Source organism: Methylobacterium planeticum (genome assembly GCF_008806345.1).
Classification (GTDB): Bacteria; Pseudomonadota; Alphaproteobacteria; order Rhizobiales; family Beijerinckiaceae; genus Methylobacterium; species Methylobacterium planeticum.
In genome coordinates this window covers 18,713-44,232 of sequence record NZ_VZZJ01000010.1, presented here as the reverse complement: position 1 = coordinate 44,232, position 25,520 = coordinate 18,713, and the positions used below count along the sequence as shown (strand labels likewise).

Here is a 25,520-nt window from a genome sequence, read left to right as displayed (position 1 = left end):
GGTTTTGAGGCAATGCGGGCACTCTCTGCCGCGATCGGCAGCGGGGTCCGCCTCCTGCCGATGAGGGCCGGTTCAGCCTGAGCCCTCCCTGGAAGCAGGCGGTCCCGTGCTCTGATCGCTGCCTGTCTGATCGGTGGTCCATCGTGAACCGGCCGATCAGCGCCGGTCTCGTTTCGCGGGAGGGGGCTATTCCATGATCGGCTTCCGCCTCGCTCTGCTGCTCCTCCTCGTTCCACTCGCGATCGCCCTCAACGTCTTCGGGCTTATCGTGTCCAAGACCTTGAACCGGCCGAACACGCAGAGCGAGCAGCACGGCTATCGCGGCACCGGTATGGTCCTTCTGCAAGAACGGAAGGCCAAAACTGCCGCCCTCGCTGCGAACGCGATCCCGGCTTCGGTGCCTTATGCGGGAGACGAGGGGGCCAAGGCGGGCACCGTTTACGAGAACGTCAAGGTCTTGGGCAACGTCAATGTCGGCGAATTCACCCGCCTGATGGTCTCGATGACCAAATGGGTTGCGGCCGATCAAGGCTGCGCCGCCTGTCACAACACTGCGAACTTCGCCGATGACTCGCTCTATACCAAGGTGGTGGCCCGGCGCATGCTGCAGATGGTGCAGCATGTCAATTCGGACTGGACGAAGCATGTCGGCGAGACCGGAGTGACCTGCTACACCTGCCATCGCGGCCAGCTGGTGCCGCCGAATGTCTGGTTCAGCGATCCCGGCCCCACGCAGGCCGGCGGTTCGGCCCAGATGCCAGCCGGCAAAAATCACCCGTCGATGGTGGCCGGCGGCTCCGCCCTGCCCTTGGACCCGTTCACACCCTACTTGGAGCAGAATGGCGAGATCCGGGTTGCGTCGAAAACAGCTTTGCAGACGGGCAACCCGCAATCGATCAAGCAGGCCCAGTGGACCTACTCTCTCATGATGAGTTTTTCAAAGTCGCTCGGTGTGAACTGTAATTTCTGTCACAATACACGTTCGTTCTACAGCTGGTCCGATAGTCCCCCTCAACGAATTACGGCTTGGCACGGAATCCGCATGGTGCGTGACCTGAACAGTAATTACTTGAACCCATTGAGCGACAAGCTTCCCGCCAACCGCCTCGGGCCAGCGGCCGGCGACGCACCGAAGGTGTTTTGCGCCACCTGCCACAACGGGGTCAGCAAACCGCTGTTCGGCGTCAGCATGGTGAAGGAATTCCCTGAACTGAGAGAGAAAACGCAGCTGCAGTCGGACGGGCGATAGACGAGCGCGCGTTGTTGACATCTCCGTGCCGATGCATCGATGCCCATCGTCGAGACATCGTCGAGACATCGTCGAGACATCGTCGCAGCGGGCCGGACGGGAGCCCGACATGACCGGCGTCCCGCCGCGGCCGCTGAGGAGGCACCCGAGCCGCCGGCGATGCCGGACGCGGGGCCCTCCTTCGCTGGCGCGGCGGATTGACAGCCCGATTGAACGGGCAAACCATGAGCGGCCTCAAATCACTACACCGCCGCTCCGTGCCGCGTGCCATGCTGACTCCATGGCGAACAATGTCCGGTCCGGAAAACATCGGCAAACGCAAACGTCTGCAGGCGGGAGGCGCCGATGCCAAGGATCCGCGCGACGCCGTCCGTTGCACTCGCTGCGCCGCTGTGCGCAGCCCTTCTGCTCTCGATGGGGCCGGCCTTCGCCGACGAAACCTGCCAATCACCCTACATGGCCAAGATCACCGGCGTCGAGGACTTCGTCTACGTCTGGACGCTCGGTGTCGAGGGCCTGGGCGACGGCTCGGACAAACTTGTCACGGTCGACGCACGGGAGAACTCGCCGACCTTCGGCAAGCCCATCCACGCAAGCTCGGTGGGCGGCCGGCACGAAGCCCATCACGGCGGCTTCACCGATGATCGGCGCCAGTTCTGGGCGGCGGGACTGTCAGACAGCAAAATCTTCATCTTCGACGTGGCTGCCGACCCGGCAAAGCCCCGGCTCGTGAAGGTGATCGACGATTTCGTCGAGAAGAGCGGCGGCGCGGCAGGCCCACACGGCGCCTACGCGCTACCCGGCCGGATGCTCATCCCGAGCTTGTCGAACCGGGACGGGACCGGCCGTGCGGCCCTCGTCGAGTACTCGAACGAGGGCGCCTATGTCGCGACGCACTGGCTGCCCACTGACGCGGCCCCGGGCGGCGCCCGCATCGAGGCGAAGGCGGATGGCTACGGCTACGACGCCCGCGTGCTACCGCGCCGCAACGTGATGCTGACCTCGTCCTTCACAGGGCGTGAGAACTACATGCGCCCGCTCGGCGACCTGATGAAGGACGGCGAGGCGATGAAGCGCTTTGGGCAGACCATGGTGCTCTGGGACTTTCACACCCGCCAGCCTCGCACCGTGCTGAACGTCCCCGGCGTGCCGCTGGAGATCCGCTGGGCTTGGGGTCCGCACCACTCCTACGCCTTCACCTCGACCGCCCTGACCTCGAAGCTCTGGCTCGTGCACGAGGATGAAGGCGGCGCGTGGCGCGCCAAAGAGGTGGCCGACATCGGCAACCCAGCGATGCTACCCGTGCCGGTCGACATCAGCCTTTCGGCCGACGACCGCACGCTGTTCGTCGACACCTTCATGGACGGCACCACGCGCGTCTTCGACGTCTCCGACCCGCACAAGCCGCGGCAAATCTACGAGAAGACCATTGGTGCTCAGCTCAACATGGTCTCGCAAAGCTGGGATGGTCAGCGGATCTACTACACCAGTTCGCTCCTGGCGAACTGGGACAAGATCGGGCCCGAGAACGAGCAGTTCCTCAAGGCGTATTCTTGGAACGGCAAGGAGCTGATCTCGCGTTTTGCGATCGATTTCACGGCCGAGCGGCTCGGGCGCCCGCACATGATGGCCTTCGGGGCTGCATCGCTCTACACGGACTGACGCCGATGCGGTCCACGACGCTCCTCACCTTCAGCGCGGCACTGATGCTGTGCAGGGCGGCGGTCGCGCATGAGCGTCATCTGCCGCGGGACGATGGCGCCGGGTTCCCGGTCCCACCGCCCGGTAGCTATCGCCTGCCACCAATCAAGCCCGCTGCGGGAGGCGCAGTCACCGACGAGGCTGGCCGCCGCCAGGACCTGTTGCTCGACGCCCTACGGGGTAAGGTGAGCATTCTGGCGTTGATCTACACGCGCTGCACCGATCTCTGCCCGCTCTCCAATGCCGGGATGGCCCGGCTCCAGGACCTTGCGGCGAAGGATCCCGTCCTGTCGCGCCGCATGCGCCTCGTCACGCTGAGCTTCGATCCGGAGCACGACACGCCTGAGGTGATGCGGGACTTTGCCGCCGCATGGCGTTCCGCCGAACCGGCAGCACCCGCCTGGACGTTCCTCACGCCGCACGATCGGGAGGCCCTCGGACCGATTCTCGCCGCCTATGGCCAGCGCGTCTACGCTAAGCCCGACGGAGCGCTCAGCCACGTCTTTCGCGCGTTTCTGATCGACCCCGCGGGGCTCGTGCGAAACATCTACAGTCTCGATTTCTTCGAGCCCGCGCTGGTCCTTTCCGACGTGCGAACGTTGCTGCTCGAAGAGCCCGCGTTCAAAGGTAGCGCGAGCCGCCGGGCGCCTTGAACAGATACTGAGGTGGCGAGCCTGTCCCGGGCCGGGTCGGCACCGGCCGGACCCGGGACAACGGACGCGGCGCGACCGTGTGATGGAGGGCTGTCGAGCCTGAGGGTAAGGGCGCTGCACCGGTCTGTTCCGGCCCGCGGCGTTTCCGTTCCCCGCAAGCTTGCCCGGAACCTTCGGTTCAGCCCAACGTCCTCGGGTGCAACACAATCGTGGACTAACCCCCTCGCATGCATGCCCCGCCCGCCCCGGCCCCTGAAACCCTGACACGCGAGGAACTCGAAGCCGAGGTGCGCCGCCTGCGTGCCCAGTCCGCCTCGCTCGCGCAGATGTTCGAGCAGGCCCCGAGCTTCATCGCCCTCTTGAGCGGCCCGGAGCACCGCTTCGCCTTGACGAACGCCGCCTACCAGCAGGCCATCGACAACCGGGACGTGATCGGGAGTACGGTAGCCGAGGCGCTGCCGGAGGCGGCCGTCCAGGGCTACGTCGCCTTGCTGGACGCGGTCTACCGGACCGGCACGCCGCACAGAGCGACCGGCGCCAGGTTCGACGTGCAGCCCGTGCCGGGCGGTCCCGTCAAGGAGCGCTACCTCGACTTCGTGTACCAGCCCATCACCGACGCGCACGGCACGGTCAGCGGCATCTTCGTGGAGGGGCACGACGTCACCGAGCGCACCCTGGCCGAGGTGGCGCTGCGCGAGAACGAGGCGCGCTACCGGACCCTGTTCGAGAGCATCGAGGTCGGGTTCTGCATCGTCGCGTTGAAGTTCGAGGACGACCGTGCCGTCGATTACCGCATCGTCGAGGCGAACCCCGCCTTCGTGCGCCAGACCGGTGCCGACGTCGCCGGACAGTGGGTGAGCGCGTTTGCGCCCGACCTCGAACGCCACTGGTTCGACACCTACGGCCGTGTCGCGCTGACCGGCGAGCCGGCGCATTTCGAGCACTACGCGGATGTGTTCGGGCGCTGGTTCGACGTGCGGGCCTTACGGACCGGCGACCCGGCCGCGCACCGCGTCGCCATCTTCTTCTCGGACATCACCGAACGAAGACGCGTCGAGAAGCGCGCCGAGGCGGGCGAGCGCGAACTCCGCCTCATCGCGGACGCCCTGCCGGTCTTGATCTCCTTTATCGGTGAGGACCACGTCTATCGCTTCGTGAACAAGGCTTACGACGACTGGTTCTCCGTGCCGGCCGATGGAATCGTCGGTCGCGACGTTCGTGACCTCCTTGGGCCGGACGCCTACGCCGCGCGAAAGCCGTTCATGGACCGGGCCCTCGGAGGCGAGGCGGTCACCTTCGAACTGGACTGGCCGCGGCGCGACGGACGCCACCGCGTCGCCGAGGTCCGTTACCTGCCGCGACGGACCCGGGAAGGCGGCGTCGACGGCTTTCACGTGTTCGTGCACGATGTGACGGCGCGAAAACAGACGGAAGCCGAGCTCGAACGCCAGGTCGCGGCCCGCACGGCCGAGCGTGACCAAGTCTGGCAGGCATCCTCGGACCTCCTCTGCGTGGCCAACCTCGACGGCTACTTCGTCAGCCTGAATCCGGCTTGGTCGAGGGCGCTGGGGTGGACGGAAGCCGAAATGAAGGCTCGGCCCTTCCTCGACTTCGTGCATCCCGACGACATCGAGCCGACCGTAGCGGCCGCGGGCGGCCTGGCGCGCGGGGAGGCCCAGCTCACGTTCGAGAATCGGTACCGCCGCCGAGACGGCGGCTATCTCTGGCTGTCCTGGAATGCGGTGCCGCGCGACGGCCTGATCTACGCCTCCGTGCGCGACGTGACGGAGGCCAGGCGGCAAGCCGAGATCCTGGCCAAAACCGAGGAGGCCCTGCGCCAATCCCAGAAGATGGAGGCGGTCGGGCAACTCACCGGCGGATTGGCGCACGACTTCAACAACCTGCTCGCGGGCATCTCCGGCTCGCTGGAGCTGATGCAGACCCGGATGTCCCAGGGGCGGATCGGCGACCTCGACCGCTACATGACGGTGGCCCAGGGCGCGGCAAGGCGGGCCGCCGCCCTGACCCACCGCCTCCTGGCCTTCTCCCGGCGCCAGACCCTCGACCCCAAGCCCGTGAACGTGAACCGCCTCGTCAAGGACATGGAGGAACTCGTCCGGCGCACGGTCGGACCGTCCATCCACCTGGAGGCGGTCGGCCTCGCGGGGCTGTGGCCGGCGCTGATCGACCCCGGCCAGTTGGAGAACGCGCTGCTGAACCTGTGCATCAACGCGCGCGACGCCATGCCGGACGGCGGCCGCATCACCATCGAGACCGCCAACAAGTGGGTCGACGACGCGGGGGGGCGTCAGCACGAACTGCCCCCGGGCCAGTACCTCAGCGTCTGCGTGACCGACACCGGGACCGGCATGGCGCCGGACCTCGTTGGCAAGGTGTTCGAGCCCTTCTTCACCACGAAGCCCATCGGCGAGGGCACGGGCCTGGGCCTGTCGATGGTCTACGGCTTCGCCCGGCAATCCGGTGGGCAGGTCCGGATCTATTCGGAGGTCGGACAGGGCACCACGGTCTGCCTCTACCTGCCGCGCCACTACGGCGAGGCGGACGAGGAGGACGTCGCGCGAAGGCTCGCGGAGGTCGGGCGCGCCGAGCAGGGTGAGACGGTGCTCATCGTCGACGACGAGCCTTCGGTGCGGATGCTGGTCACCGAGGTTCTGGAGGACCTGGGCTACACCGCCATCGAGGCGGCCGACAGCGTCGCCGGCCTGAAGGTGCTGCAGTCGGACGTGCGCATCGACCTGCTCGTGACGGATGTGGGCCTGCCTGGCGGCATGAACGGGCGTCAGATGGCGGATGCCGGCCGCGAGCGGCGGCCCGACCTGAAGGTGCTGTTCATCACCGGCTATGCCGAGAACGCCGTGCTGGGGAACGGGTACCTCCGGCCCGGGATGCAGGTTCTGACGAAGCCGTTCGTGCTGGAGACGCTTGCCTCCCGCATCAAGGAACTCATCGCCGATCGCTAGTTCGGACAAGGACGACCGGAAGGTCGGCATCCGCCGGCGCCGCTCCGGAACGAGGGAGCCGGGATGGATCCCTCAACCCGGCCTCACGAAGGCGAGGATCTCCGCCGCGAGCCCTTCAGCCCCTCGTGCTCTACCTCAGGTCCGGTTGTGCCCGTGGTCGGCCTCGTCCCAGCGCGCCCGGGAGGCGTGCAAGGCGACGGCGTCGAAGCTCGCCTCGTCGTACCAGCCGGGCGGGCTCCAGTTGTCCCGCAGGATGCGGCCGGAACCCCTCGGGGTCGGCCCGCACGGCCTCGGCGCCTCGCTTGGTCGCCTGGAACCGGTGATACCACTGGCGCCGGGCTTGCGGGAACGGCGGGGTCGGCCTGCCGCCGAGCCGCGACGGCGTCGAGAGGATGGCCATCCGGCCAACGCGCACCGGCCAGCCCGCCGCGATGGCCTCGGCCGCATGCGGCTTTCTCGTTCCGGTCAGCGGACCTGGGAGAGGCTCGCCGGCTCGTGGATCGGGCAGCCGTTGTGCTCGGCGCGGAAGCCGGAGGATTTCGGGTAGACCGCTCCCCGCGCCCGCATGATCGAGCCGAGGGGCCGGTGTGCCGCGAGGCCGTGCCAGGGATTGAAGGCGAGGCCGTCGTCGATGGCCTTCACCTTGCCCTCGCCCCAGGCGTCCTGCCGCGGCGCGGTGATGCGCGCCACGGCGACGTAGGGGCTCTCGTCCTCGGGCCAGGGCACGGAGGCGTCCTCGACCGGCATCGTCGCGATGTTGGTCAGGAGCTGGATCCGGACCTCCCAGACGCCCTCGTGCTCGGCGAAGAAGGCGGTCACGGCCTCGCGCAAGCCGTTCGGCTTACCGTTGACGTTGAGGCTTGCCCCGGTCAGCGCGGTCAGCTCCGGAGAGACGGGGGCGACGGCGACCTTCGCCACATAGTCGCCCCAGCGCAGGGGCACCTGGCTGTAGAAGGTCTCGCCGAGGATGTGCGTCTCGGGATGGCCGCCGAGCGCGATCACCGTCGGGCTCTTGGTTCCCACCGCCTCCAGAACGGTCTCCAGGCCGCGCATCAGGGCAGAGAATGCCTTCTTGAACACCTGCGGCGTGTCGGTGGTGGCGGCAAGGAGCTTGAGGTTCTTCAGGAAGGCTGCGCCATCCGGCGCCACGAAAGCGGGCGCATTCGCCATGACGAAATCCTGCGTCGTGCCCTCCGACCCCGGCATGCGCTCGCCCTCGACGCCGAGGATCTTCACGGCCAAGCCACGGGGCGTCGAGACGCTGTCGTCGAGGATGTCGCCGGGGTTGGTCGAGAGGCGCAGCACCACCTCGTGGCTACCCGGCCTCGCGAAGGCGCCCTGGGCGAGGTGCGACGGCAGCCCGGGCAGCACCTCAAGGCTGCCCGTGAGCAGGCCATGGCCCTTGGCATGCACGCCGCGCACCGCGTGGCCGTAATCCTTCAAGGTGGTGCCCTGGATCTTGGCGAACTGCTCGATCATGCCGGCATGCACCTTTTCCTCGTCGGGCTGGGGCCTTTCCAGGTCTGGCGTGTAGCGGACGGGGGCGGCTGCGGACATGGGACTTCCTGATGGGTTGGGATTGAGACGGCGAAAACCGCGGTCACCGCCTTGGGCATTGAAGGTCGTCCCGACCGGGACGCCGCGCCTGCCCGGGTGGACCGCTGAGTTTGGCCGACCCGAAATCTCCGTGAGCTGGCTGGTTCGTTCGCGCGTGGGTCTTTCAGAGTTGCATGACGTTGTCGCAATGAATTCGAATAAGTCCAGACTGTGCCTGGAGGACCGACCCTGCTTCGCGCTCAAAGCCATGATGAACGTTGTGGTGCGAGCCGATCGGCCGCTGCTCGATGAGATCGGCCTGGCCTTCCCGCAGCACCTCGTCATGCTGCCCTTGGCAGACGTGATCCAACCCCTTCCATGCCGTGGCTGCCCGGCTGCAGCGCAGTGCCGAAGCGGTCACGGCCCTCGTCGACAAGGTGTCGACCGCGGGCTTCCTGACACGCACCCGCGACGGTGGACGCCGCATCGCATCACCAACACGACACCCTGCCGAGCGTTCCCGGGCTTGAGCGACAGCCCACCCGTTCCGCTCTTGGCCAGATCCGGCACTGCCGCATAGGCGGGCCCTGACGTCCAAAAGTGAGCAAATGCCCGATTGTGGCCCGACGGAAGCCATGCCATACGGCCAGTCGCGAGGCCGCGCCGGCACGCTGGAACGATCAACCCCATGTCGAGCGACGCTGGCCATCCCTTCGCGGGCAACCTACTCCTGGCCGCGCTCGCGCCGCAGGACGTGGCCCTGCTCGAACCGCATCTGAGCCGCCGGGACCATGCCCGGGGCGACGTGCTCTTCGAGGTGAATCAGGACGTCTCCCACGTCACCTTCCCCCTCGACCGCGCGGTCGCGACCCTGGTCGTTCCCCTGGCCGAGGGCGGCACCGTCGAGACCGCGACGGTCGGGCACGAGGGCGCCATCGGCGGGGTGGTCAGCCAGGGCTACCTGCCGGCCTTCACCCGCTGCGTCATGCTGGTCGAGGGCCCCACCCTGGGGATGAGGGCGGACCGGCTGAAGGAGGCCAAGCGGGCCTCGCCGACCCTGAACGACCTGTTCGTGCGCTATGCCGACTGCCTGCTCGCCCAGGTGCTGCAATCGGTCGCCTGCAACGCCGCCCACCCGGTCGAGCGGCGGGTGCTGCGCTGGCTGCTGGGCCTGCAGGACAGGCTCGGCAGCGATGCCCTGCCGGTCACCCAGGTCGTGCTCGGCAACATGCTCGGGATCGGCCGCACCCATATCACCGGCGTCCTGGCGAAGCTGCAGCGGCAGGGCCTGATCCATATCGGGCGCGGCCGCATCCACATGCTCGACCGGACGCGCACCGAGGCGGCCTGCTGCGAGTGCCACGGCCGCGTGCGCCGTCACTTCGAGACCGTGCTGGGAGCCATCTACGCGCCGGCGGGCGAGATCGTCGCCGTCGAGGCGACGGAACCGCAGCCGCAGCCCGATCCACGCCCGTCGAAGGGCCGGGAGGCGCGCGCGTGACCGCCCGAGCCGCCATCCCGCCCGACGTCCTGGCCGACGTCCTGGCCGAGCCCAGGCTCGCGGCGCTCGACGCCTATGCCATCCTCGACACCCCGCCCGAAGAGGGTTTCGACGACATCGTGCAGCTGGCCACCCGGCTGTGCCGGACGCCGGTGGCTCTGGTCAGCCTCGTTACGGCCGACCGCCAATGGTTCAAGGCCCGGGTCGGGTTCCCCCCGTGCGAGACGGACCTCAACAGCTCGGTCTGCGCCCACGCCCTGGCCGAGCCGGACCTGCTGGTCATCCCGGACCTCGCGACCGACCCCCGCACCGCGGCCAACCCTCTGGTCACCGGCGAGCCCCACATCCGCTTTTATGCCGGCGCGCCGCTGCGCACCGCCGAGGGGCAGGTCATCGGCAGCCTGTGCGTGATCGACACCGAACCGCGCCCCGGCGGCCTGACGGAGGAGCAGGCGGCCGACCTGCGGGCCCTCGCCCGTCAGGTGATGAGCCAGCTCGACCTCAAGCGGGCGCTGGCCGGCCGCGACGCACTGCTGGCCGAGCAGGCCGCGATCCAGCGCTCGCGCGACACGCTCCACCGCACGCAGGCCGCCATCGCCGAGGCGGGCGGCGATCTCGACGCCATCCTGCGGATTCTCGTGGCCGGCGCCATGGAGGCGGTGCCCGAGGCCGATGGCGGCGCCTTCGAGCTGGTCGACGGCGGGGCACTGGAATATCGCGCGGTCGCCGGCATCCTGAACGCCTTCCAGGGCGCGCATGTGCCGCTGGAAGGCAGCCTGTCAGGGGCCTGCTTCCGGTCTGGCCTGCCGCTGCTGATCCCCGACGTGCGGGTGGACGCGCGCGTCGACCAGGCGTTGGCCGAGCGGATGGCCATGCGCTCCTGCGTGACCGTGCCCGTGGTTCGTGGCCGCCGAAGCGTCGGCGTGCTCAAGTTCCAGTCGAGCCGGCCGAACGCCTTCGAGGAGCGTCACCTCCAGGCAGCCCGCCTGTTCGCCGGCGTCGCCTCGGCGGGCCTGACCGAGGCCAGGGAGGTGGCGGCCCAGCGCGCCGTGCAGGCGAGCGAGATCCACTACAGGGCGATCTTCGAGAGTGCCGTCGACTACGCCATCATCGTCATGGACCTCGATGGCCAGGTGACGAACTGGAACGCGGGCGCGACGCGCATCCTCGGCTGGACGCCCGACGCGGTCCGCGGCAAGGGCGCCGACGTGATCTTCACGTCCGAGGACCGCGCCGCCGGGATCCCGGCCCAGGAGATGCACAGCGCCCTGACCGAAGGCCGCGGCGTCGACGAGCGCTGGCACCTGCGCAAGGGCGGCGAGCGCTTCTGGGCCAACGGCGAGATGATGGCCCTGCGCGAGGATGGCGGCGAGGCCATCGGCTTCGTCAAGATCCTGCGCGACCGCACCGGGGAACGCGAGACGCTCCGGAGCCTGGAGGAGAGCCGCGAGCGCTACCGCCTCGCGACCCGGGCCACCAACGACGCGATCTGGGACTGGAACCTCGCCACCAACCACATCCTCTGGAACGAGGCCCTGGGAGAGGCCTACGGCCATGCGCCGGAGGGCGTCGAGCCGACCGGCGATTGGTGGCTCGCCCAGATCCACCCGGACGATCGGGCCCGCGTCGGCGCCTCGATCCACGCCGTGATCGACGGCACCGGCACCGCCTGGACCGACGAGTACCGCTTCCGTCGCGCGGACGGCTCCTACGCCGAGGTGCTCGACCGCGGGCACGTGATCCGCGATGGCGATGGCCGGCCCTGCCGGATGATCGGCGCCATGCTCGACCTGACCCGGATGCGCACGGCCGAAGCTGCCCTGCGCGCGAGCGAGGAGCGCTTCCGCACGATCCTGGAAACGGTCGAGGCCGCCTTCGCCATCGTGGAGGTCCGGTTCGATGCCGAGGACCGGCCGGTCGACTATCGCTTTCTGGAAGCCAATCCGGCCTTCGAGCGGCAGGCGGGGGTAAACCTGCGCGGCAAGTGGGTCACCGAGTTCGCGCCGGACCTGGAGCGCTTCTGGTTCGAGACCTACGGGCACGTTGCGAAGACCGGCGAGCCGGCGACCTTCGAGAGCTACGCCAAGGCCTTCGAGCGCTGGTTCGACGTGCGGGCCGTTCGCGTCGGTGACCCCGCCGACCGGCAGATCGCGATCCTGTTCAGCGACGTCACCGCGAGGCGGGATGCCGAGGAACGGCTGCGTGCCAGCGAGGCGCTCGCCCGTGACAACGTGGAGCGCGTCCAGCTTGCCCTCGCGGCAGGCGCGATCATCGGGACGTGGCACTGGGACTTGCCCACCGACCGGTTCGCCGTGGACGAGGGCTTCGCGCGCGCCTTCGGTCTCGATCCGACGCTCGGCAGGGACGGCATCCCCCTCGCCCAGATCGTCGCCACCGTCCACCCCGACGATCAGGCAGGGCTGGCAGCCGCCATCACGGCGGCGATCGCCCGTGGCGGGGCATATGCCCACCAGTACCGGGTCCGACGTGCCGACGGGCGGTATTACTGGATCGAGGCAAATGGGCGCGTCGATCGCGGGCCGGACGGGAACCCGTCGAGCTTCCCGGGCGTCCTCATCGACGTGGAGGAGCGGCGCGCCGTCGAGGCGGAGCGCGACCGCGCGACCATGGCGCTGCGCGCGCTGAACGAGACGCTCGAGCAGCGCGTGGCCGAACGCACGGCCGATCTGATGCAGGCCGAGGAGAAGCTGCGCCAGTCCCAGAAGATGGAGGCGGTCGGCCAGCTCACCGGTGGCCTCGCGCATGACTTCAACAACCTTCTGGCCGGCATCTCCGGCGCCCTGGAATTGATGGGCACGCGCATCGCGCAGGGGCGCGTGAAGGACATCGACAAGTACATGGTGGCGGCGCAGGGCGCGTCGAAGCGCGCCGCGGCCCTGACGCACCGGCTTCTCGCCTTCTCCCGTCGCCAGACCCTCGATCCGCGCCCGACCAACGTGAACGCGCTGGTGGACGGGATGGCCGACCTGATCCAGCGCACCGTCGGCCCCGGCATCCCGGTCGAGACCGTGGGCGCCGCGGGCCTGTGGCCGGCACTGGTCGATCCGAGCCAGCTTGAGAACGCGCTGCTGAACCTCTGCATCAACGCCCGCGACGCCATGCCGGAGGGCGGGCGCATCACGGTCGAGACCGCCAACCGGTGGATGGACCGCGAGGCGGCTCGAACCCACGACATGCCCGAGGGCCAGTACCTGTCGCTGTGCGTGACCGATACCGGAACCGGCATGCCGCCGGAGGTGATCGCCCGCGTGTTCGAGCCGTTCTTCACCACCAAGCCGATCGGCCAGGGCACCGGCCTCGGCCTGTCGATGATCTACGGGTTCGCCCGGCAGTCCGGCGGGCAGGTGCGGATCTATTCGGAGGTCGGTCAGGGGACCACGGTGTGCCTCTACCTGCCGCGCCACCATGGCGACGCGCCCGTCGAGGAGGGGACCCCTGACAGGACGCCGGCCGCGTTCGCGCAGGACGGTGAGACGGTCCTGATCGTGGACGACGAGCCGACTGTGCGCATGCTGGTGACGGACGTGCTGGGCGATCTCGGCTATTCCGTGATCGAGGCCGCCGACAGCGTCGCGGGGCTCAAGCTGCTGCGCTCCGACGTGCGCATCGACCTGCTCATCACGGATGTCGGGCTGCCCGGGGGCATGAACGGGCGGCAGATGGCCGACGCGGCACGGGCACTCCGCCCCGAGCTGAAAACGCTCTTCATCACGGGCTACGCCGAGAACGCCGCGATCGGGAACGGTCACCTTGAGCCGGGCATGCAGGTCCTGAGCAAGCCGTTCGCGGTCGACACGCTCGCGGCCCGCGTCCGCGAGTTGCTGAAGGCGTAAGAGGGGATGCAGGCCTGACGGGCTTGGCGACCGGTGCCGCGATGCAGGATCCCGGTCAGGTGTCTCACGGGAACTCCGCAGCGGTCCGGGCATTGCCGGGCGTGATGACGGAGGCGAGCATGACGGCGAAGAAGGGTCACGGCAGCGCGACGGCCAAGAAGGCGAACGCGAAGGCGAGCCACGAGGGCAAGTCGAACCCGCGTACCTCGTCCTCCGCCCAGGCCGAGCTCGGCAAGAAGGGCGGCAAGAGCAAATAGGCCGCGACCGGACGCGACGGTCCGCCGTCGGCGCGAACGCCCGCCGTCACCTTCGGGAGTGCCTCGGGGCTTCCGGATCGAGGCTGTTCGCCCTCCCGCTTTCCGCTTGGTCGTCCGCCTCGTGGTCCGGTGCATCGCGGTCCGTCCATGGCCGGGCGCCGGCATCGCGCGGGACAGGCGGCGCAAGACGGGTCCGCGACGGCGGCGCACGACCCGGCGCGTCGGACGGGACGGCCTGGGTCGCCATCGTTCATCCTGACGATGTCGAGGCGGCGGTCCGAGCCTGGTCGGAGATGGGCCAGGGCACGACCCTGTGCATCGACCTGCCCCGGCACTAGGGCGAGACGGTGCCGATCGTCGACGACGAGCCGACCATGCGCCTGCCGGTCACCGAGATTCTGGAAGGTCCGGGCTGCACCGCCGTCGAGGCCGCGGAGGCCGCCTCCGGACTGACGGTGCCGCGAGCGGAGATGGGCATCGACCTGCCGGTGACGGAGGTCGGGCTGCCGGGGGGCATGTACGGCCGCCGGATGGCAGTTGCGGGGCGGGTCTCCCGGCCTGCCCTGACGATGCTGTTCATCACCGGCTCTGGCGAGAACGCCGCGGTCGCCAACGGCCACCCGGAGCCCGGGTCGGCGATCCTGACGCAGCCCTTCGTGGTGGAGGCGCACGCCTTCCGCGTCAGGGACCTCATCGCCTACCGTGAGGCACCATCGCCCTGAAGGCGCCTTCGCCCAGGAATGAATTGCGACGCTGAAACCTCAACACAGGTTAATCGTTGGAACCTTTCCCGATGCGTGGTCCCTCCGAGTGATGTCGAAGCTCAAGACAGCCAACCGCCTGGTTCTCGTCGTCGAGGACGACGCCATCGTCCGCCTCGTCGCGCGGGACATGCTGGAGGATGCGGGCTTCGAGGTGCTCGAGGCGGACGGCGCCGACGGCGCCTTGGCGGTGCTGGAGAGAGAGCCCGACGTCGGGGCACTCTTCACGGACGTCGACATGCCCGGCTCGATGGACGGCGTCGCCCTGGCCGCGCGCGTCGCCGAGCGCTGGCCACAGATCCGCCTCGTGGTGACCTCGGGCCGGACCGGCATGCGGGACAGCGACCTGCCGGACGCCGGAAAATTCCTGTCGAAGCCCTACCGTCAAGTCCAACTCGTGGGCGCCATAGCGAGTGCGGTCTAGCACGCGGGATGTGCTGACCGGGCTGGATCGGACTTGCAGGACCGCGCCCGGCCCGTGATGTCGATGGCAGGACCGGTTCCGGCAAAGCCTTGCGAGGGGCCGATCGGTCGCTGGCGTCTCCGGTCGCGGCCGCACGGCTGCCTGCAACCACGCGCTTCGGTAGATCCTCGCGAAGCGGATGATCGTGCCAGCCGGCGATCTTTCCGACGGGAAAGGGACTGGCGACCCCGGTTGGGCTCGAACCAACGACCTGCCGCTTAGAAGGCGGCTGCTCTATCCAGCTGAGCTACGGAGTCTTGGGCCGGCCCGGTCAGTATCAGGCCGCTTCCCGCCTGTCGACAATCCGTCCACAGGTCCGCGGGGGTCGGCGGCCGAGGCCATGGCGCAGAGGTGCCCGCGCACGGATCTGCGCGGGCGTCGGACCGGGGCCTCGGCCGGGCGTCCGGGACGGGCCGGCCTCAGGCGTCCTTCTTCTTGCGGGGCGCGCGGCGCTTCTTCTCCGGTGCGGCGTCGGTGGCCTCGGTAGCCTCGACGGCCTCCGGCTCGACAGGTTCGGAGCGGGCGACGTCCTCGGCGGCGGATTTCGCCGCGCCCTTGCGGCGCTGCTGGCCGAGGCCGAGGGCGCGGGCGAGTTCCGAGCGCTGCTCGGAATAGCTCTGGGAGGTCATCGGGTAATCGGGGGCGAGGCCCCACTTGGCGCGATACTGCTCGGGCGTCAGACCGCGCAGGGTCAGGTGCCGGCGCAGGGTCTTGTACTGCTTCCCGTCCTCGAAGCTGATCAGGTAATCGGCCGTGACGGAGCGGCGGATCTCCTGCGGGGTGGCTTTGGGCGGTCCGGCATCGGCCACGGCCGCACCATTGGTGGACACGCCGCAGATCGCCTCATGCACGTCGCTGAGAAGCTTCGGCAACTCTGCGCTTTGAACATGATTGTTGCTGACATAGGCCGAGACGATGTCTGCCGCGAGGGTGATCAGACGGGCCTTGTCGGTGTCGGTTTCACTCATGATCGCTGTGCCGTTGTTATGATGGGCTGATGATCTTCGCGACCGTAAGCTCAGCTTCGGATTTCGGCAAGATGTTTCAAGCGGAGCGAACGGCCTTCGCGCGGACAAATGTGAGTGGGATGCTCGAATTCGCCGTCCATTCGGCGCAAGATCGGTCTCGGGTGGCATTTCTTAGCGGTTGTTCGGACAGTTGGAGCGCTAATTGCGCGGCCGGGCAGCGCCTATTCCTGAGCGGCAAGCTCTTATCAAGCTTGAGCAAAAACCGCTCATCCTTCCGATCAAGCGTCTCAACATGTCAGGCTGCGAAAGACGCGCACGAGCACAGGTCAGAGCGCCCGTGCCGCGGGGATTCGTCGAACTTTGCTATGGATCAAGCCCGCGCGGACGCGGGTCCGGCGCGCGTTCGGCGCGCCGACGCCGCGATCGGCGGCGATCGCCGCCCGGGATAGGGCGAATCAGCCGCGCGATCGTGCGAGGGAGCCGAGCGGGGCCGCCCGGCCGCGGGCGGTCCCGGGGGCACGGGCTAAAAGCCGAGGTTCGGGAGGCCGGGCTCGTCGGCCGGGCGCCGTCCCTACGGCCGGCGGACCTGGCGATCGGCCTCCGCGATCGACCCGTCGTCGATGCTCGATCCCAGACCCCGCATCAGGCCCGCCTCGGGAACGCCCAAGGCTTTCTGCCGTGCCGAGGGGAATGACCGGCCGGCCGCGTCGTGGCCAGCATCGGCGAAGCGCGGCGCGCCGCCGGGGCGCGCGGCCGGGATGGCTCAGTCGAGGCCGAGCATCAGGCCGATATTCTGAACCGCCGCGCCCGAGGCGCCCTTGCCGAGATTGTCGAGGCGAGCCACGAGCACCGCCTGCCGGTGCTCGTCCGACCCGAATACCCGCAATTCGAGGCGGTCGGTGTCGTTGAGCTCCTCGGGCACCAGGCGCTCGCGATGCGCCCCCGCCGTCGCGCCGGGCACGACCTGGACCTGGGGCTGGCCGTCGTACCACGCCGTCAGGGCGGCTTCGAGGTCGCCCGCGCCGGGGCGCCCCGGCAGGCTGTTGAGGTGGAGCGGGATGCTCACCAGCATGCCCTGGCGGAAATTGGCGACAGAGGGGATGAAGATCGGGCGCCGGGTCAGGCCGGAATAGGCCTGCGTCTCGGGCAGGTGCTTGTGGGCGAAGCCGAGGCCGTAGAGCTGGAACGGGGCGGCGCTGCCGCCCTCGTAGCTCTCGATCATCCCCTTGCCGCCGCCGCTGTAGCCGCTGACTGCGTTGATGCTGATCGGGAAATCCGCCGGGATCAGGCCGCCCTCCACCAGGGGGCGCAGCAGCGCGATCGCCCCCGTCGGGTAGCAGCCCGGGTTGGCGACCCGGCGGGCGGCGCGGATCGCGTCGGCCTGGCCCGGCGCGAGCTCGGCGAAGCCGTAGGTCCAGCCGGGGCTGACCCGGTGGGCCGTGCTGGCATCGAGGATGCGCGGGCCTCCGCCGGGCAGGCCGTCGGCCAGCGCCACGGTCTCCCGGGCCGCGTCGTCGGGCAGGCAGAGCACGACGCAATCGACCTCGGCGAGGAGCGCGCGCTTCACCGCGGCGTCCTTGCGGCTCTCGTGCGGGATGCTGCGCAGCCGCACCCGGCCGTCGCGCTCGAGGCGCTCGCGGATCCCGAGGCCGGTCGTTCCCGCCTCGCCGTCGATGAACACGCTGGGCTGGCCGCCGCTGGTCTCGTCCGTCATCGCTGTCGCCTGTTCCTCACTCTCCGACCCTGCGCGCGAGGTGGAGGGCGCGCGCCGCGAAGTCAATCGGCCGGCGGGTCCCCCGGCGCGGAGCCGTCCTGTGCCCGCGCCCCGAGACGGGATGATGACGCAGGGCCGGCCTCCACAGCCACGAGGTCGCGCCGCCGGAACTCGCCGGCGCGGTCCCGGTTGACCGCGAAATCCCGAACGAGAGGTCAGAGACCATGTCGGAAACCGCCGAGAAGACCGATCCGAAGCTGTGGGACAAGGTCAAGACGCGCGTCACCCAGTCTTCGAAGGGCGGCAAGCCGGGCCAGTGGTCCGCGCGGAAGGCCCAGATGGCGACGCAGGCCTACAAGAAGGAAGGCGGCGGATACGAGGGCCGCAAGGACGAGGACAATCACCTGAAGCAGTGGACCGACGAGGAATGGGGCACGAAGTCCGGCCGGAAGAGCGGCGAGACCGGTGAGCGCTACCTGCCGAAGACGGCCCGCAAGGCGGTCTCCGACGCGGATTACGACCGTTCCTCGGACAAGAAGCGCGCCGATACCCGCAAGGGCAAGCAGTTCTCGAAGCAGCCGAAGGACGTGGCCCGGAAGGCGGCCGCCGCCCGCAAGGGCTCGGCCGCGTCCGGCCCGACCAAGGTGGAGCTGATGAAGAAGGCCCAGGCCAAGGGCATCGCGGGCCGCTCCAGGATGTCGAAGGGCGAATTGGAGCGCGCGCTCCACGCCTGAACGGGCCGGGCTCCCGAATGAATGGGCGGCCGGATCCCCGCGGGGCCGGCCGCTTTCTCGTGCGGCTCGTCGGGGCATCGCGCCTGACATGGGGCGCAGGGCGTCGGGCGCGGGGCGCCGGCACCGAGTCCGTCGCGACCCGGCCGGAACGGCGTTCCGGCCGCGGAAGGGACTCTTGCGAACGAGAAAGGGCGGATCCGCGAGGACCCGCCCTTCCGGTCTTGCGATGAGGCCGGGCTCAGCGCTTCGAGAACTGGAAGCTGCGGCGGGCCTTCTTGCGGCCGTACTTCTTGCGCTCGACGACGCGGGCGTCGCGGGTCAGGAAGCCCTCGCGCTTCAGGGGCGCGCGCAGCTCCGGCTCGTAGTAGGTGAGCGCCTTCGAGAGGCCGTGGCGCACGGCGCCGGCCTGGCCCGAGAGGCCGCCGCCCGCCACCGTGACGGTGATGTCGTACTGGTCGACGCGGTTGGCCACCTGCAGGGGCTGGCGCAGGATCATGCGCAGCACCGGGCGGGCGAAGTAGGTCTCGATCGGGCGGCTGTTGACCGTGATCGTGCCGGAGCCGGGCTTGATCCAGACGCGGGCGACCGCGTCCTTGCGCTTGCCGGTGGCGTAGGCGCGGCCCTGGGCGTCCAGCTTCTGGACGTGGACCGGGGCGTCGCTCTCGCCCTGGGACGCGGTGTTCGCCCGGTTGAGGTCGGCGAGGGACTGAAGGGTCGCCATGATCAAGCGCTCACGTTCTTGCGGTTGAGGGCGCCGACGTCGAACGCCTGCGGCTGCTGGGCCTCGTGCGGGTGCTCGTTGCCCTTGTAGACCCGGAGGTTGCCCATGATCTGGCGGAAGAGCGGGCCGCGCGGGAGCATGCGCTCGACGGCCTTCTCGACGACGCGCTCGGGGAAGCGGCCCTCGAGGATGAACTTGGCCGAGCGCTCCTTGATGCCACCCGGATAGCCGGTGTGGTGGAAGTAGAGCTTCTGCTCGTACTTGCGGCCGGTGAACTTCACCTTGTCGGCGTTGATGACGATGACGTTGTCGCCGCAATCGACGTGGGGCGTGTACGCGGCCTTGTGCTTGCCGCGCAGGCGCATCGCGACGATCGAGGCGAGCCGGCCGACGACCAGGCCCTCCGCGTCGATCACGATCCACTTCTTGTCGACGTCGGCGGGCTTCAGCGAGGTTGTTTTCATGGCCGAACCCGTGGCGTTTGGTGGTGTATCGAAAAACGATGGCCGCCGCGTTCGGGGGAACGCAGCGGCGTATGGCGGCTCCAATACGGGCAGCCGGGCCCCGCGTCAAGCGATTCGGCTGAGCCACAACCGCGAAAAAAGCGAGATCCTGGAAGCCTTTCGGTGTTGCGGTATCGGAATACCGCAAACCTACCGCCTCGGCGGGATCGAGTAGGTGCCGGTGGCGTGGCAGACGAGGTCCTCGGCGCCGGCAGCCGTGATCAGCACCTCGCCGACCGCGAGGCGGCGTCCGAGCTTCAACAGTCGCGCCTCGCCCACGAGGCCGGTGGCCCCGGGCCTGCGCAGGAAGTTGAAGCTCAGGTTCGTCGTCACCGCGAGGGCGACCGGCCCGATATTGGCGAGGATCGCGGCGTAGAGCGCGAGGTCGGCGAGCGCCATCATGGCGGGCCCCGAGACCGTTCCGCCCGGGCGCAGGTGGCGCTCGTGATGGTCCATGCGCATCCGGGCGCTCGCGGGGCCGACCGCCTCGAGGTGGTAGCTGCGCCCGCCGTGGTGGATCTGCGGGAATTCCCGCTCGAGGAACGCCACGACCTCCGCGAGGGTCATCACGGAGGGGGCGAGGTCGGTCATGCCGGTCATGGACGCCTTGGTCATGGCCGCCTTGCAGCACGCGCGGGGATGGCGGACAAGACCCGCATGAGCATTCCGCGCCTCGATCAGGTCCCCGAAGGTCTCCCGACCCGCCACGACCGCTACCCCGACACGCAGATCCGGGCCCTGCTCCAGCAGACCCGCACGGTGGCCCTCGTCGGGGCCTCGGCCAGCCCGGCCCGGCCGAGCTGGATCGTGCTGAAATACCTCCTCGACCGCGGCTACGCGGTGACGCCGGTCAATCCGGGCCTCGCGGGCCAGACCCTGCTCGGACGGCCTGTGGTCGGCTCCCTCTCGGAGCTGCGCGAGCCCGTCGACATGGTGGAGATCTTCCGCAACGCCGACGCGGCCGGCCCCCTCGTGGACGAGGCCCTCGCCCTCGATCCGCTGCCGAAGGTGATCTGGATGCAGCTCGGCGTGCGCAACGACGCGGCCGCCGCCCGGGCCGAGGCGCGCGGCGTCGCCGTCATCATGAACCGCTGCCCCAAGATCGAGTACGGGCGGCTCTCGGGCGAGATCGGCTGGACCGGCGTGAACTCGCGCATCATCAGCGCCAGGAAGCCGGTCCTCGCCGGGCGCGGCGTGCAGCGGCTGACCATCGAGACGCGGGGCGGCGCGAAGCCGTGAGGTTTCGCACGAGAACGTTCTTTTTAGTGGACGTTCCTTTCGAGAAGATCCTTGGGCGTCGGGCGGATCCGGGAGAGCAAAGCTCCTCCGCTCAGCGCGGAATCCCGTGATCCTGGCAGCCGCAAGCCCGCGGATACGGGCCGGATCCGCCGAGGGGCAGGGCCTCGGCTTGTTCGTTTAAACGAACGGCCGTAAGATGGGGGCCCGCGGGGCTCCGGTCCCGCGCCGGTGCGGTGGAGCGTTGCGCGCCCGCCCGTCCGGTCCCCTTCGCCACGAGGACGTCCCGCGATGGCCGCGACGCAGCCTGCCCGCCCCATCGCCGTGATCGGCGCCGGCTTCAGCGGCACCATGGCGGCGATCCAGCTGCTCGCCACCCTGCCGCGCGACCGCGCGGTGCTGCTGTGCGAGCGCGGCGGCCGGTTCGGGCGCGGCCTCGCCTACGGCACGGGCGCGTCGGCGCATCTCCTGAACCTGCGCGCCGGCAACATGAGCGCCTTCCCCGACCGGCCGCGCCATTTCGAGGATTGGCTCGCGGCCCTGGCGGAGGGCCCGGCCGAAGGGGTGCGGGCGACGCCGGCCGGCACCTTCGCGCCGCGCGGTCTCTATGGCCGCTACCTGACCGAGCTTCTGACCGACGCCGTCACCCGCGACGGCCTGCCCCGGCTCCACCTCCTCAACGACACGGTGAGCGACCTCGCGCCGGATCCGGAGGGATTCCGGCTGCGGACCGAGGGCGGCCAGACCCACGCGGTGGCGGGGGCGGTCCTCGCCATGGGCAATCTCGGGGCGGCGGGCGAGCCGCGCAGCCGCCACCGCCTCGATCCCTGGCAGCCCGAACGCCTCGGCCGGCTGCATCCGCACCTGCCCGTCCTCATCGTCGGCACCGGCCTGACCATGGTGGACACCGTCGCGACCCTGCGCGACCACGGCTTCGCCGGCCCGATCGTCGCCGTCTCGCGGCGCGGCCTGCTGCCGAGCGCGCACGCGGCCGCCGCCCCGTGGCCGATCCCCGCCCTCTCGGCCGCCGACGTCGCCACCCTGCCGGCGCTGCTGCGGCGGGTCCGGCGCGAGGTCGCCGCCGCGGAGGCCGCCGGGATCGGCTGGCGCGGGGTGATCGACGCGCTGCGGCCGGTCACCGACACCCTCTGGCGCAGCCTGCCGCCCGCCGAGCGTGCCCGCTTCCTCCGGCATCTGCGCCCGTTCTGGGACGTGCATCGCCACCGTACGGCGCCCCCCGCCGCCGAGATGATCGCGCGGGAGATCGCGGCGGGCGGCCTGAGCGTCGGGGCCGCCCGCATCCTCTCGGTGGTCGATGCGCCGGCGCACGCCGCCGTGACCCTGCGGCCGCGGGGGGCGGGCGAGACCCTGCGCCTCGACGTGCAGGCGATCCTCGACGCCACCGGCATCGGGCGCGTCGGGGAGACGGAGGATCCCCTGCTGCGGCGCCTCATCGCCCGCGGCCTCGTGCGCCCCGGCCCCTTCGGCATCGGCCTCGATGCCGGCCCGGATTACCGGGTGCTCGGCACCCGCCCGGGTCCGCGGCTCTGGACCCTCGGGCCGCTCCTGCGCGGCGTCCTCTGGGAATGCCTGGCGGTGCCCGACATCCGCAACGAGGCGGCCGACCTCGCCGGCATCGTGGCGGCCGAGCTCGACCGGGCCGAGGCGGCCTGAAGGCCCGCGGCGGGGCCGGGATCGCGAGGCGGGCGCGCCCGGATCCGGCGCCCGGCCGATGGAGGAAATTCTAACGGGGGGCGCCGAAGCAGGGCATTCTTCTCCTGCCCCCCGAAAATAGACAATCCGAATCCTTTGACCATTCCGTTGAAAACATTAGATTTTGCATAGGCTGAACGTCGAGCGCCGGAAGACTTGAAGTCTTCGTCGGCCCGATGCTTTCGGCCCTTATGGTGATCTGTCGCCGTCGCGCTCATGCTCCTCGAACCAGGGCCTGATCCGCGACGTCTGCTGCCCGAGGAGGGCCCGGCCCATGCTCACACGACGCTCCCTGATCGCCGCGGGCCTCTCGGCCGCGGCTGTCCGGGCCGGGGCCGCCGAGGGCACGCCGCTGCGGATCGGCTACCAGAAGAACGGCATCCTGGTCGTCGCCAAGGAGCAGGGGGCGATCGAGGCGCGGCTGCGGCCCCTCGGCGTCACGGTGAGCTGGGTCGAGTTCTCCTTCGGGCCGCCGCTCCTCGAGGCGCTGAACCTCGGCAGCATCGGCTTCGGGCAGACGGGCGACGCGCCGCCGATCTTCGCGCAGGCGGCGGGCGCGAACCTCGTCTACGCCGCCGCCCAGCCCGGCGGCGGCTCCGGCTCCGCCATCCTGCTGCCGAGCGGCTCGCCGATCCGGACGCTCGCCGACCTCAAGGGCAAGCGCGTCGCCTTCGCCAAGGGATCGAGCGCCCACAACCTGACCATCGCGGCCCTGGAGAAGGCCGGGCTGAGCTACCGGGACATCGTGCCCGTCATCCTGGCCCCGGCCGACGGGGCGGCGGCCTTCGCCCGCGGCGCCATCGACGCCTGGACGGTGTGGGACCCCTATTTCGCGATCGCCGAGCGCGGCGAGGGCGTGCGCGTCCTCGCGCAGGCCGCCGACATCGTGCCGACCAACAACTTCTTCCTGGCCAACCGCAGCCAGGCCGAGGCGCAGCCGGCCGTCATCGCCGCCGCCATCGCGGCGCTCGGGGAGGTCGCGGTCTGGTGCGAGGCCAACCGGGGCAGCGTCGCCGCGAGCCTGTCGCGGGTGACCGGCGTTCCCCTCGACGCCACCGAGCGCACGGTCGGGCGCATCCGCTACACCATCGCGCCGATGACCCCCGCGGTGGCCGCCGAGCAGCAGCGCATCGCCGACCGCTTCCACGAGCTCGGGGTGATCCCGCGTCCGATCCGCGTCGCCGACATCGTCTGGACGCCGCCGTCCGGCGTCGCCAGCAAGGGATGAACAGCATGGCCCATTCCGCATCGATCCCGGCCGGCCGAACGCATCTGCCGGCGGTCGCCCGCCCCGGACGGAGCCGCGGCCCGTGGCTCGACCTGCGCCACCTCGTCCCCTGGCTCCTGCCCGCCGCGATCCTGGTCGGCTGGCAGGCCGCCGCCTCGGCGGGCCTCGTCTCGACCCGCTTCATGCCGGCGCCCCTCGACGTCGCGGCGGCGGGCTGGCGCCTCGGCCGCACCGGCGAGCTCTGGACCAACCTCTGGGTCAGCTTCGCCCGCGCCGCCACCGGGTTCCTGATCGGCGGCGGCATCGGCCTCGCCTTCGGGCTCGCCAACGGCCTGTCGAGCCTGTCCGAGCGGGTGACCGACGCGACGCTCCAGATGGTGCGCAACATCCCGCACCTGTCGCTGATCCCCCTCGTCATCCTGTGGTTCGGCATCGACGAGGGCGCGAAGCTGTTCCTGGTGGCGCTCGGGGTGTTCTTCCCGATCTACGCCAACACCCTGCACGGCATCCGCTCCGTCGACCCGCAGCTGATCGAGATGGGCCGGGTCTACGGCATGTCGCGCTCCGAACTGTTCCGGCGCGTCGTCCTGCCGGGCGCCCTGCCGTCGATCTTCGTCGGCCTGCGCTACGCCCTCGGCATCATGTGGCTGACGCTCATCGTCGCCGAGACGATCTCGGCCACCTCCGGCCTCGGCTACATGGCGATGCAGGCCCGCGAGTTCATGCTCGTCGACGTCGTGGTGCTGGCGATCCTGATCTACGCCCTGCTGGGCAAGCTCGCCGACAGCCTGACGCGGGCGCTCGAGCGCACCTGCCTCGCCTGGAACCCCGCCTACCGGAACGCCTGAGCCCCCGCCGCACCCAAGTCCCGCCGCGCCGAAATCCCGCCGCACCCAAGTCCCGCCGCACCCAAGTCCCGACGACCGATCGCGAGACCCCCATGACCGCATCCGCCGCCCTCCGCCATCCGGACGAGACGCCGCCGCGGCGCGCGCGTCCCGCGCCGGCTCGCGGCGTCTCCGTGACCGCGCGGGGCCTCGCCAAGGCCTTCGATGACGGCCACCCGGTCCTGCGCGGCGTCGACCTGCACATCCCGGCCGGGCAGTTCGTGGCGGTGGTCGGCCGCTCCGGCTGCGGCAAGAGCACCCTGCTGCGGCTGATCCTCGGGCTCGAGGCGCCGAGCGCCGGGCGCATCAACGTCGGGGGTGAGGGCCAGGATGCGGGCGCGACCCGGCGGATCATGTTCCAGGAGCCGCGGCTGCTGCCCTGGGCCCGGGTCGCCGACAACGTCGCGGTCGGCCTCGGCCGCGCCGGGAGCCGGGCCGAGCGCCGGGTGCGGGCCCGGGCCGTGCTCGACGAGGTCGGGCTTTCCGCCAAGGCCGAGAACTGGCCCGCCACCCTCTCCGGCGGCCAGCGCCAGCGGGTGGCGCTGGCCCGCGCCCTCGTCAGCCGTCCGGCCCTCCTCGCCCTCGACGAGCCCCTCGGCGCCCTCGACGCCCTCACGCGCATCGACATGCAGGCCATGATCGAGCGGATCTGGCTCGACCAGGGATTCACCGCGATCCTCGTCACCCACGACGTCGCCGAGGCGGTGGCGCTGGCCGACCGCATCCTCGTCGTCGAGGACGGCGGCATCGCCCTCGACCTCACGGTCGACGCACCCCGGCCGCGCCGGCGCGGCGACCCCGACCTCGCTGCCCTCGAGGGCCGCATCCTCGATCACCTGCTCGGCACCCGCGCCTGAGGG

Annotated in this window: 21 protein-coding genes, 1 tRNA gene and 1 pseudogene; 15 read left to right on the top strand and 8 right to left on the bottom strand. The window is 70.1% G+C overall.

Translation table 11 applies throughout. The annotated features are described in order from the left end of the window. The first annotated feature begins 193 nt into the window (after positions 1-193). The 4 genes from pufC (at position 194) to F6X51_RS13415 (ending at position 6,584) form a co-directional block, all read left to right on the top strand. The gene (gene pufC, locus F6X51_RS13430; protein ID WP_150964169.1) at positions 194-1,249 is read left to right on the top strand and encodes a photosynthetic reaction center cytochrome PufC; all 1,056 of its coding nucleotides are present in this window, start codon (positions 194-196) and stop codon (positions 1,247-1,249) included. Positions 1,250-1,594: 345 nt separating this feature from the next. After that, positions 1,595-2,911: a methanethiol oxidase gene (gene mtoX / locus F6X51_RS13425; protein WP_150964168.1), complete on the top strand. Its 1,317-nt coding sequence runs from the start codon at positions 1,595-1,597 to the stop codon at positions 2,909-2,911. A 5-nt stretch (positions 2,912-2,916) separates the two neighbouring features. Further along, the gene (locus tag F6X51_RS13420; protein ID WP_150964167.1) at positions 2,917-3,603 is read left to right on the top strand and encodes an SCO family protein; all 687 of its coding nucleotides are present in this window, start codon (positions 2,917-2,919) and stop codon (positions 3,601-3,603) included. A gap of 227 nt (positions 3,604-3,830) precedes the next feature. Further along, positions 3,831-6,584, top strand: a complete 2,754-nt coding sequence (locus F6X51_RS13415; RefSeq protein WP_150964166.1) for a hybrid sensor histidine kinase/response regulator — start codon at positions 3,831-3,833, stop codon at positions 6,582-6,584. 465 nt (positions 6,585-7,049) lie between these two features. Here the strand turns inward: F6X51_RS13415 and F6X51_RS13410 are convergent, their stop codons facing one another. Further along, complete coding sequence (locus tag F6X51_RS13410; RefSeq protein ID WP_150964165.1) at positions 7,050-8,141, bottom strand: catalase family protein; 1,092 nt, start codon at positions 8,139-8,141, stop codon at positions 7,050-7,052. A 163-nt stretch (positions 8,142-8,304) separates the two neighbouring features. Next, complete coding sequence (locus F6X51_RS13405) at positions 8,305-8,541, bottom strand: hypothetical protein (RefSeq protein ID WP_150964164.1); 237 nt, start codon at positions 8,539-8,541, stop codon at positions 8,305-8,307. A gap of 267 nt (positions 8,542-8,808) precedes the next feature. Here F6X51_RS13405 and F6X51_RS13400 point away from each other — a divergent pair, with 267 nt between their 5' ends. The 5 genes and pseudogenes from F6X51_RS13400 (at position 8,809) to F6X51_RS13385 (ending at position 14,917) form a co-directional block, all read left to right on the top strand. Further along, complete coding sequence (locus tag F6X51_RS13400; protein ID WP_150964163.1) at positions 8,809-9,621, top strand: Crp/Fnr family transcriptional regulator; 813 nt, start codon at positions 8,809-8,811, stop codon at positions 9,619-9,621. Next, positions 9,618-13,475, top strand: coding sequence for a PAS domain S-box protein (locus F6X51_RS13395; protein WP_246696787.1), 3,858 nt, complete (start codon positions 9,618-9,620; stop codon positions 13,473-13,475). The genes F6X51_RS13400 and F6X51_RS13395 overlap by 4 nt, the downstream gene beginning before the upstream one ends. Before the next feature lie 119 nt (positions 13,476-13,594). After that, positions 13,595-13,732, top strand: a complete 138-nt coding sequence (locus tag F6X51_RS27905) for a hypothetical protein (protein WP_191970114.1) — start codon at positions 13,595-13,597, stop codon at positions 13,730-13,732. A 275-nt stretch (positions 13,733-14,007) separates the two neighbouring features. Continuing rightward, a pseudogene (locus F6X51_RS13390) lies at positions 14,008-14,454 on the top strand (hypothetical protein); the annotation flags it as partial. Positions 14,455-14,545: 91 nt separating this feature from the next. Then, positions 14,546-14,917 (top strand): response regulator, encoded by a 372-nt coding sequence (locus tag F6X51_RS13385; protein WP_150964162.1) that lies wholly within the window; start codon positions 14,546-14,548, stop codon positions 14,915-14,917. Positions 14,918-15,136: 219 nt separating this feature from the next. Here F6X51_RS13385 and F6X51_RS13380 read toward each other — a convergent pair. The 3 genes from F6X51_RS13380 to argC form a co-directional block, all read right to left on the bottom strand. After that, positions 15,137-15,213: transfer RNA gene (locus tag F6X51_RS13380), tRNA-Arg, on the bottom strand. Positions 15,214-15,375: 162 nt separating this feature from the next. Beyond that, a complete protein-coding gene (locus tag F6X51_RS13375; protein ID WP_150964161.1) occupies positions 15,376-15,924 on the bottom strand; it encodes a MucR family transcriptional regulator in 549 nt (182 codons plus the stop codon). A 763-nt stretch (positions 15,925-16,687) separates the two neighbouring features. Continuing rightward, positions 16,688-17,638, bottom strand: coding sequence for an N-acetyl-gamma-glutamyl-phosphate reductase (gene argC / locus F6X51_RS13370; RefSeq protein ID WP_150964160.1), 951 nt, complete (start codon positions 17,636-17,638; stop codon positions 16,688-16,690). 224 nt (positions 17,639-17,862) lie between these two features. Between argC and F6X51_RS13365 the strand changes: the two genes are divergently transcribed. Continuing rightward, the gene (locus tag F6X51_RS13365) at positions 17,863-18,372 is read left to right on the top strand and encodes a hypothetical protein (protein WP_150964159.1); all 510 of its coding nucleotides are present in this window, start codon (positions 17,863-17,865) and stop codon (positions 18,370-18,372) included. 238 nt (positions 18,373-18,610) lie between these two features. Here the strand turns inward: F6X51_RS13365 and rpsI are convergent, their stop codons facing one another. The 3 genes from rpsI to F6X51_RS13350 all read right to left on the bottom strand — a co-directional run bounded on the left by rpsI (position 18,611) and on the right by F6X51_RS13350 (position 20,211). After that, positions 18,611-19,093 carry a 30S ribosomal protein S9 gene (gene rpsI / locus F6X51_RS13360; protein ID WP_150964158.1) on the bottom strand — a complete coding sequence of 161 codons (483 nt, stop codon included), beginning with the start codon at positions 19,091-19,093 and terminating at the stop codon, positions 18,611-18,613. Between the two features lie 2 nt (positions 19,094-19,095). Continuing rightward, the gene (gene rplM / locus F6X51_RS13355; protein ID WP_150964157.1) at positions 19,096-19,557 is read right to left on the bottom strand and encodes a 50S ribosomal protein L13; all 462 of its coding nucleotides are present in this window, start codon (positions 19,555-19,557) and stop codon (positions 19,096-19,098) included. Between the two features lie 189 nt (positions 19,558-19,746). Next, a complete protein-coding gene (locus F6X51_RS13350; RefSeq protein ID WP_407658526.1) occupies positions 19,747-20,211 on the bottom strand; it encodes a PaaI family thioesterase in 465 nt (154 codons plus the stop codon). 42 nt (positions 20,212-20,253) lie between these two features. Between F6X51_RS13350 and F6X51_RS13345 the strand changes: the two genes are divergently transcribed. The 5 genes from F6X51_RS13345 to F6X51_RS13325 all read left to right on the top strand — a co-directional run bounded on the left by F6X51_RS13345 (position 20,254) and on the right by F6X51_RS13325 (position 25,517). Next, positions 20,254-20,835 carry a CoA-binding protein gene (locus F6X51_RS13345; protein WP_150964156.1) on the top strand — a complete coding sequence of 194 codons (582 nt, stop codon included), beginning with the start codon at positions 20,254-20,256 and terminating at the stop codon, positions 20,833-20,835. A 288-nt stretch (positions 20,836-21,123) separates the two neighbouring features. Next, entirely contained in the window at positions 21,124-22,506 is a 1,383-nt protein-coding gene (locus F6X51_RS13340) for an FAD/NAD(P)-binding protein (RefSeq protein ID WP_150964155.1), read from the top strand. A gap of 313 nt (positions 22,507-22,819) precedes the next feature. Then, complete coding sequence (locus F6X51_RS13335; protein ID WP_150964154.1) at positions 22,820-23,773, top strand: aliphatic sulfonate ABC transporter substrate-binding protein; 954 nt, start codon at positions 22,820-22,822, stop codon at positions 23,771-23,773. A 5-nt stretch (positions 23,774-23,778) separates the two neighbouring features. Continuing rightward, the gene (locus F6X51_RS13330; RefSeq protein ID WP_150964153.1) at positions 23,779-24,621 is read left to right on the top strand and encodes an ABC transporter permease subunit; all 843 of its coding nucleotides are present in this window, start codon (positions 23,779-23,781) and stop codon (positions 24,619-24,621) included. Positions 24,622-24,713: 92 nt separating this feature from the next. Further along, positions 24,714-25,517 (top strand): ATP-binding cassette domain-containing protein, encoded by an 804-nt coding sequence (locus F6X51_RS13325; protein WP_150964152.1) that lies wholly within the window; start codon positions 24,714-24,716, stop codon positions 25,515-25,517. Positions 25,518-25,520: the final 3 nt, after the last annotated feature.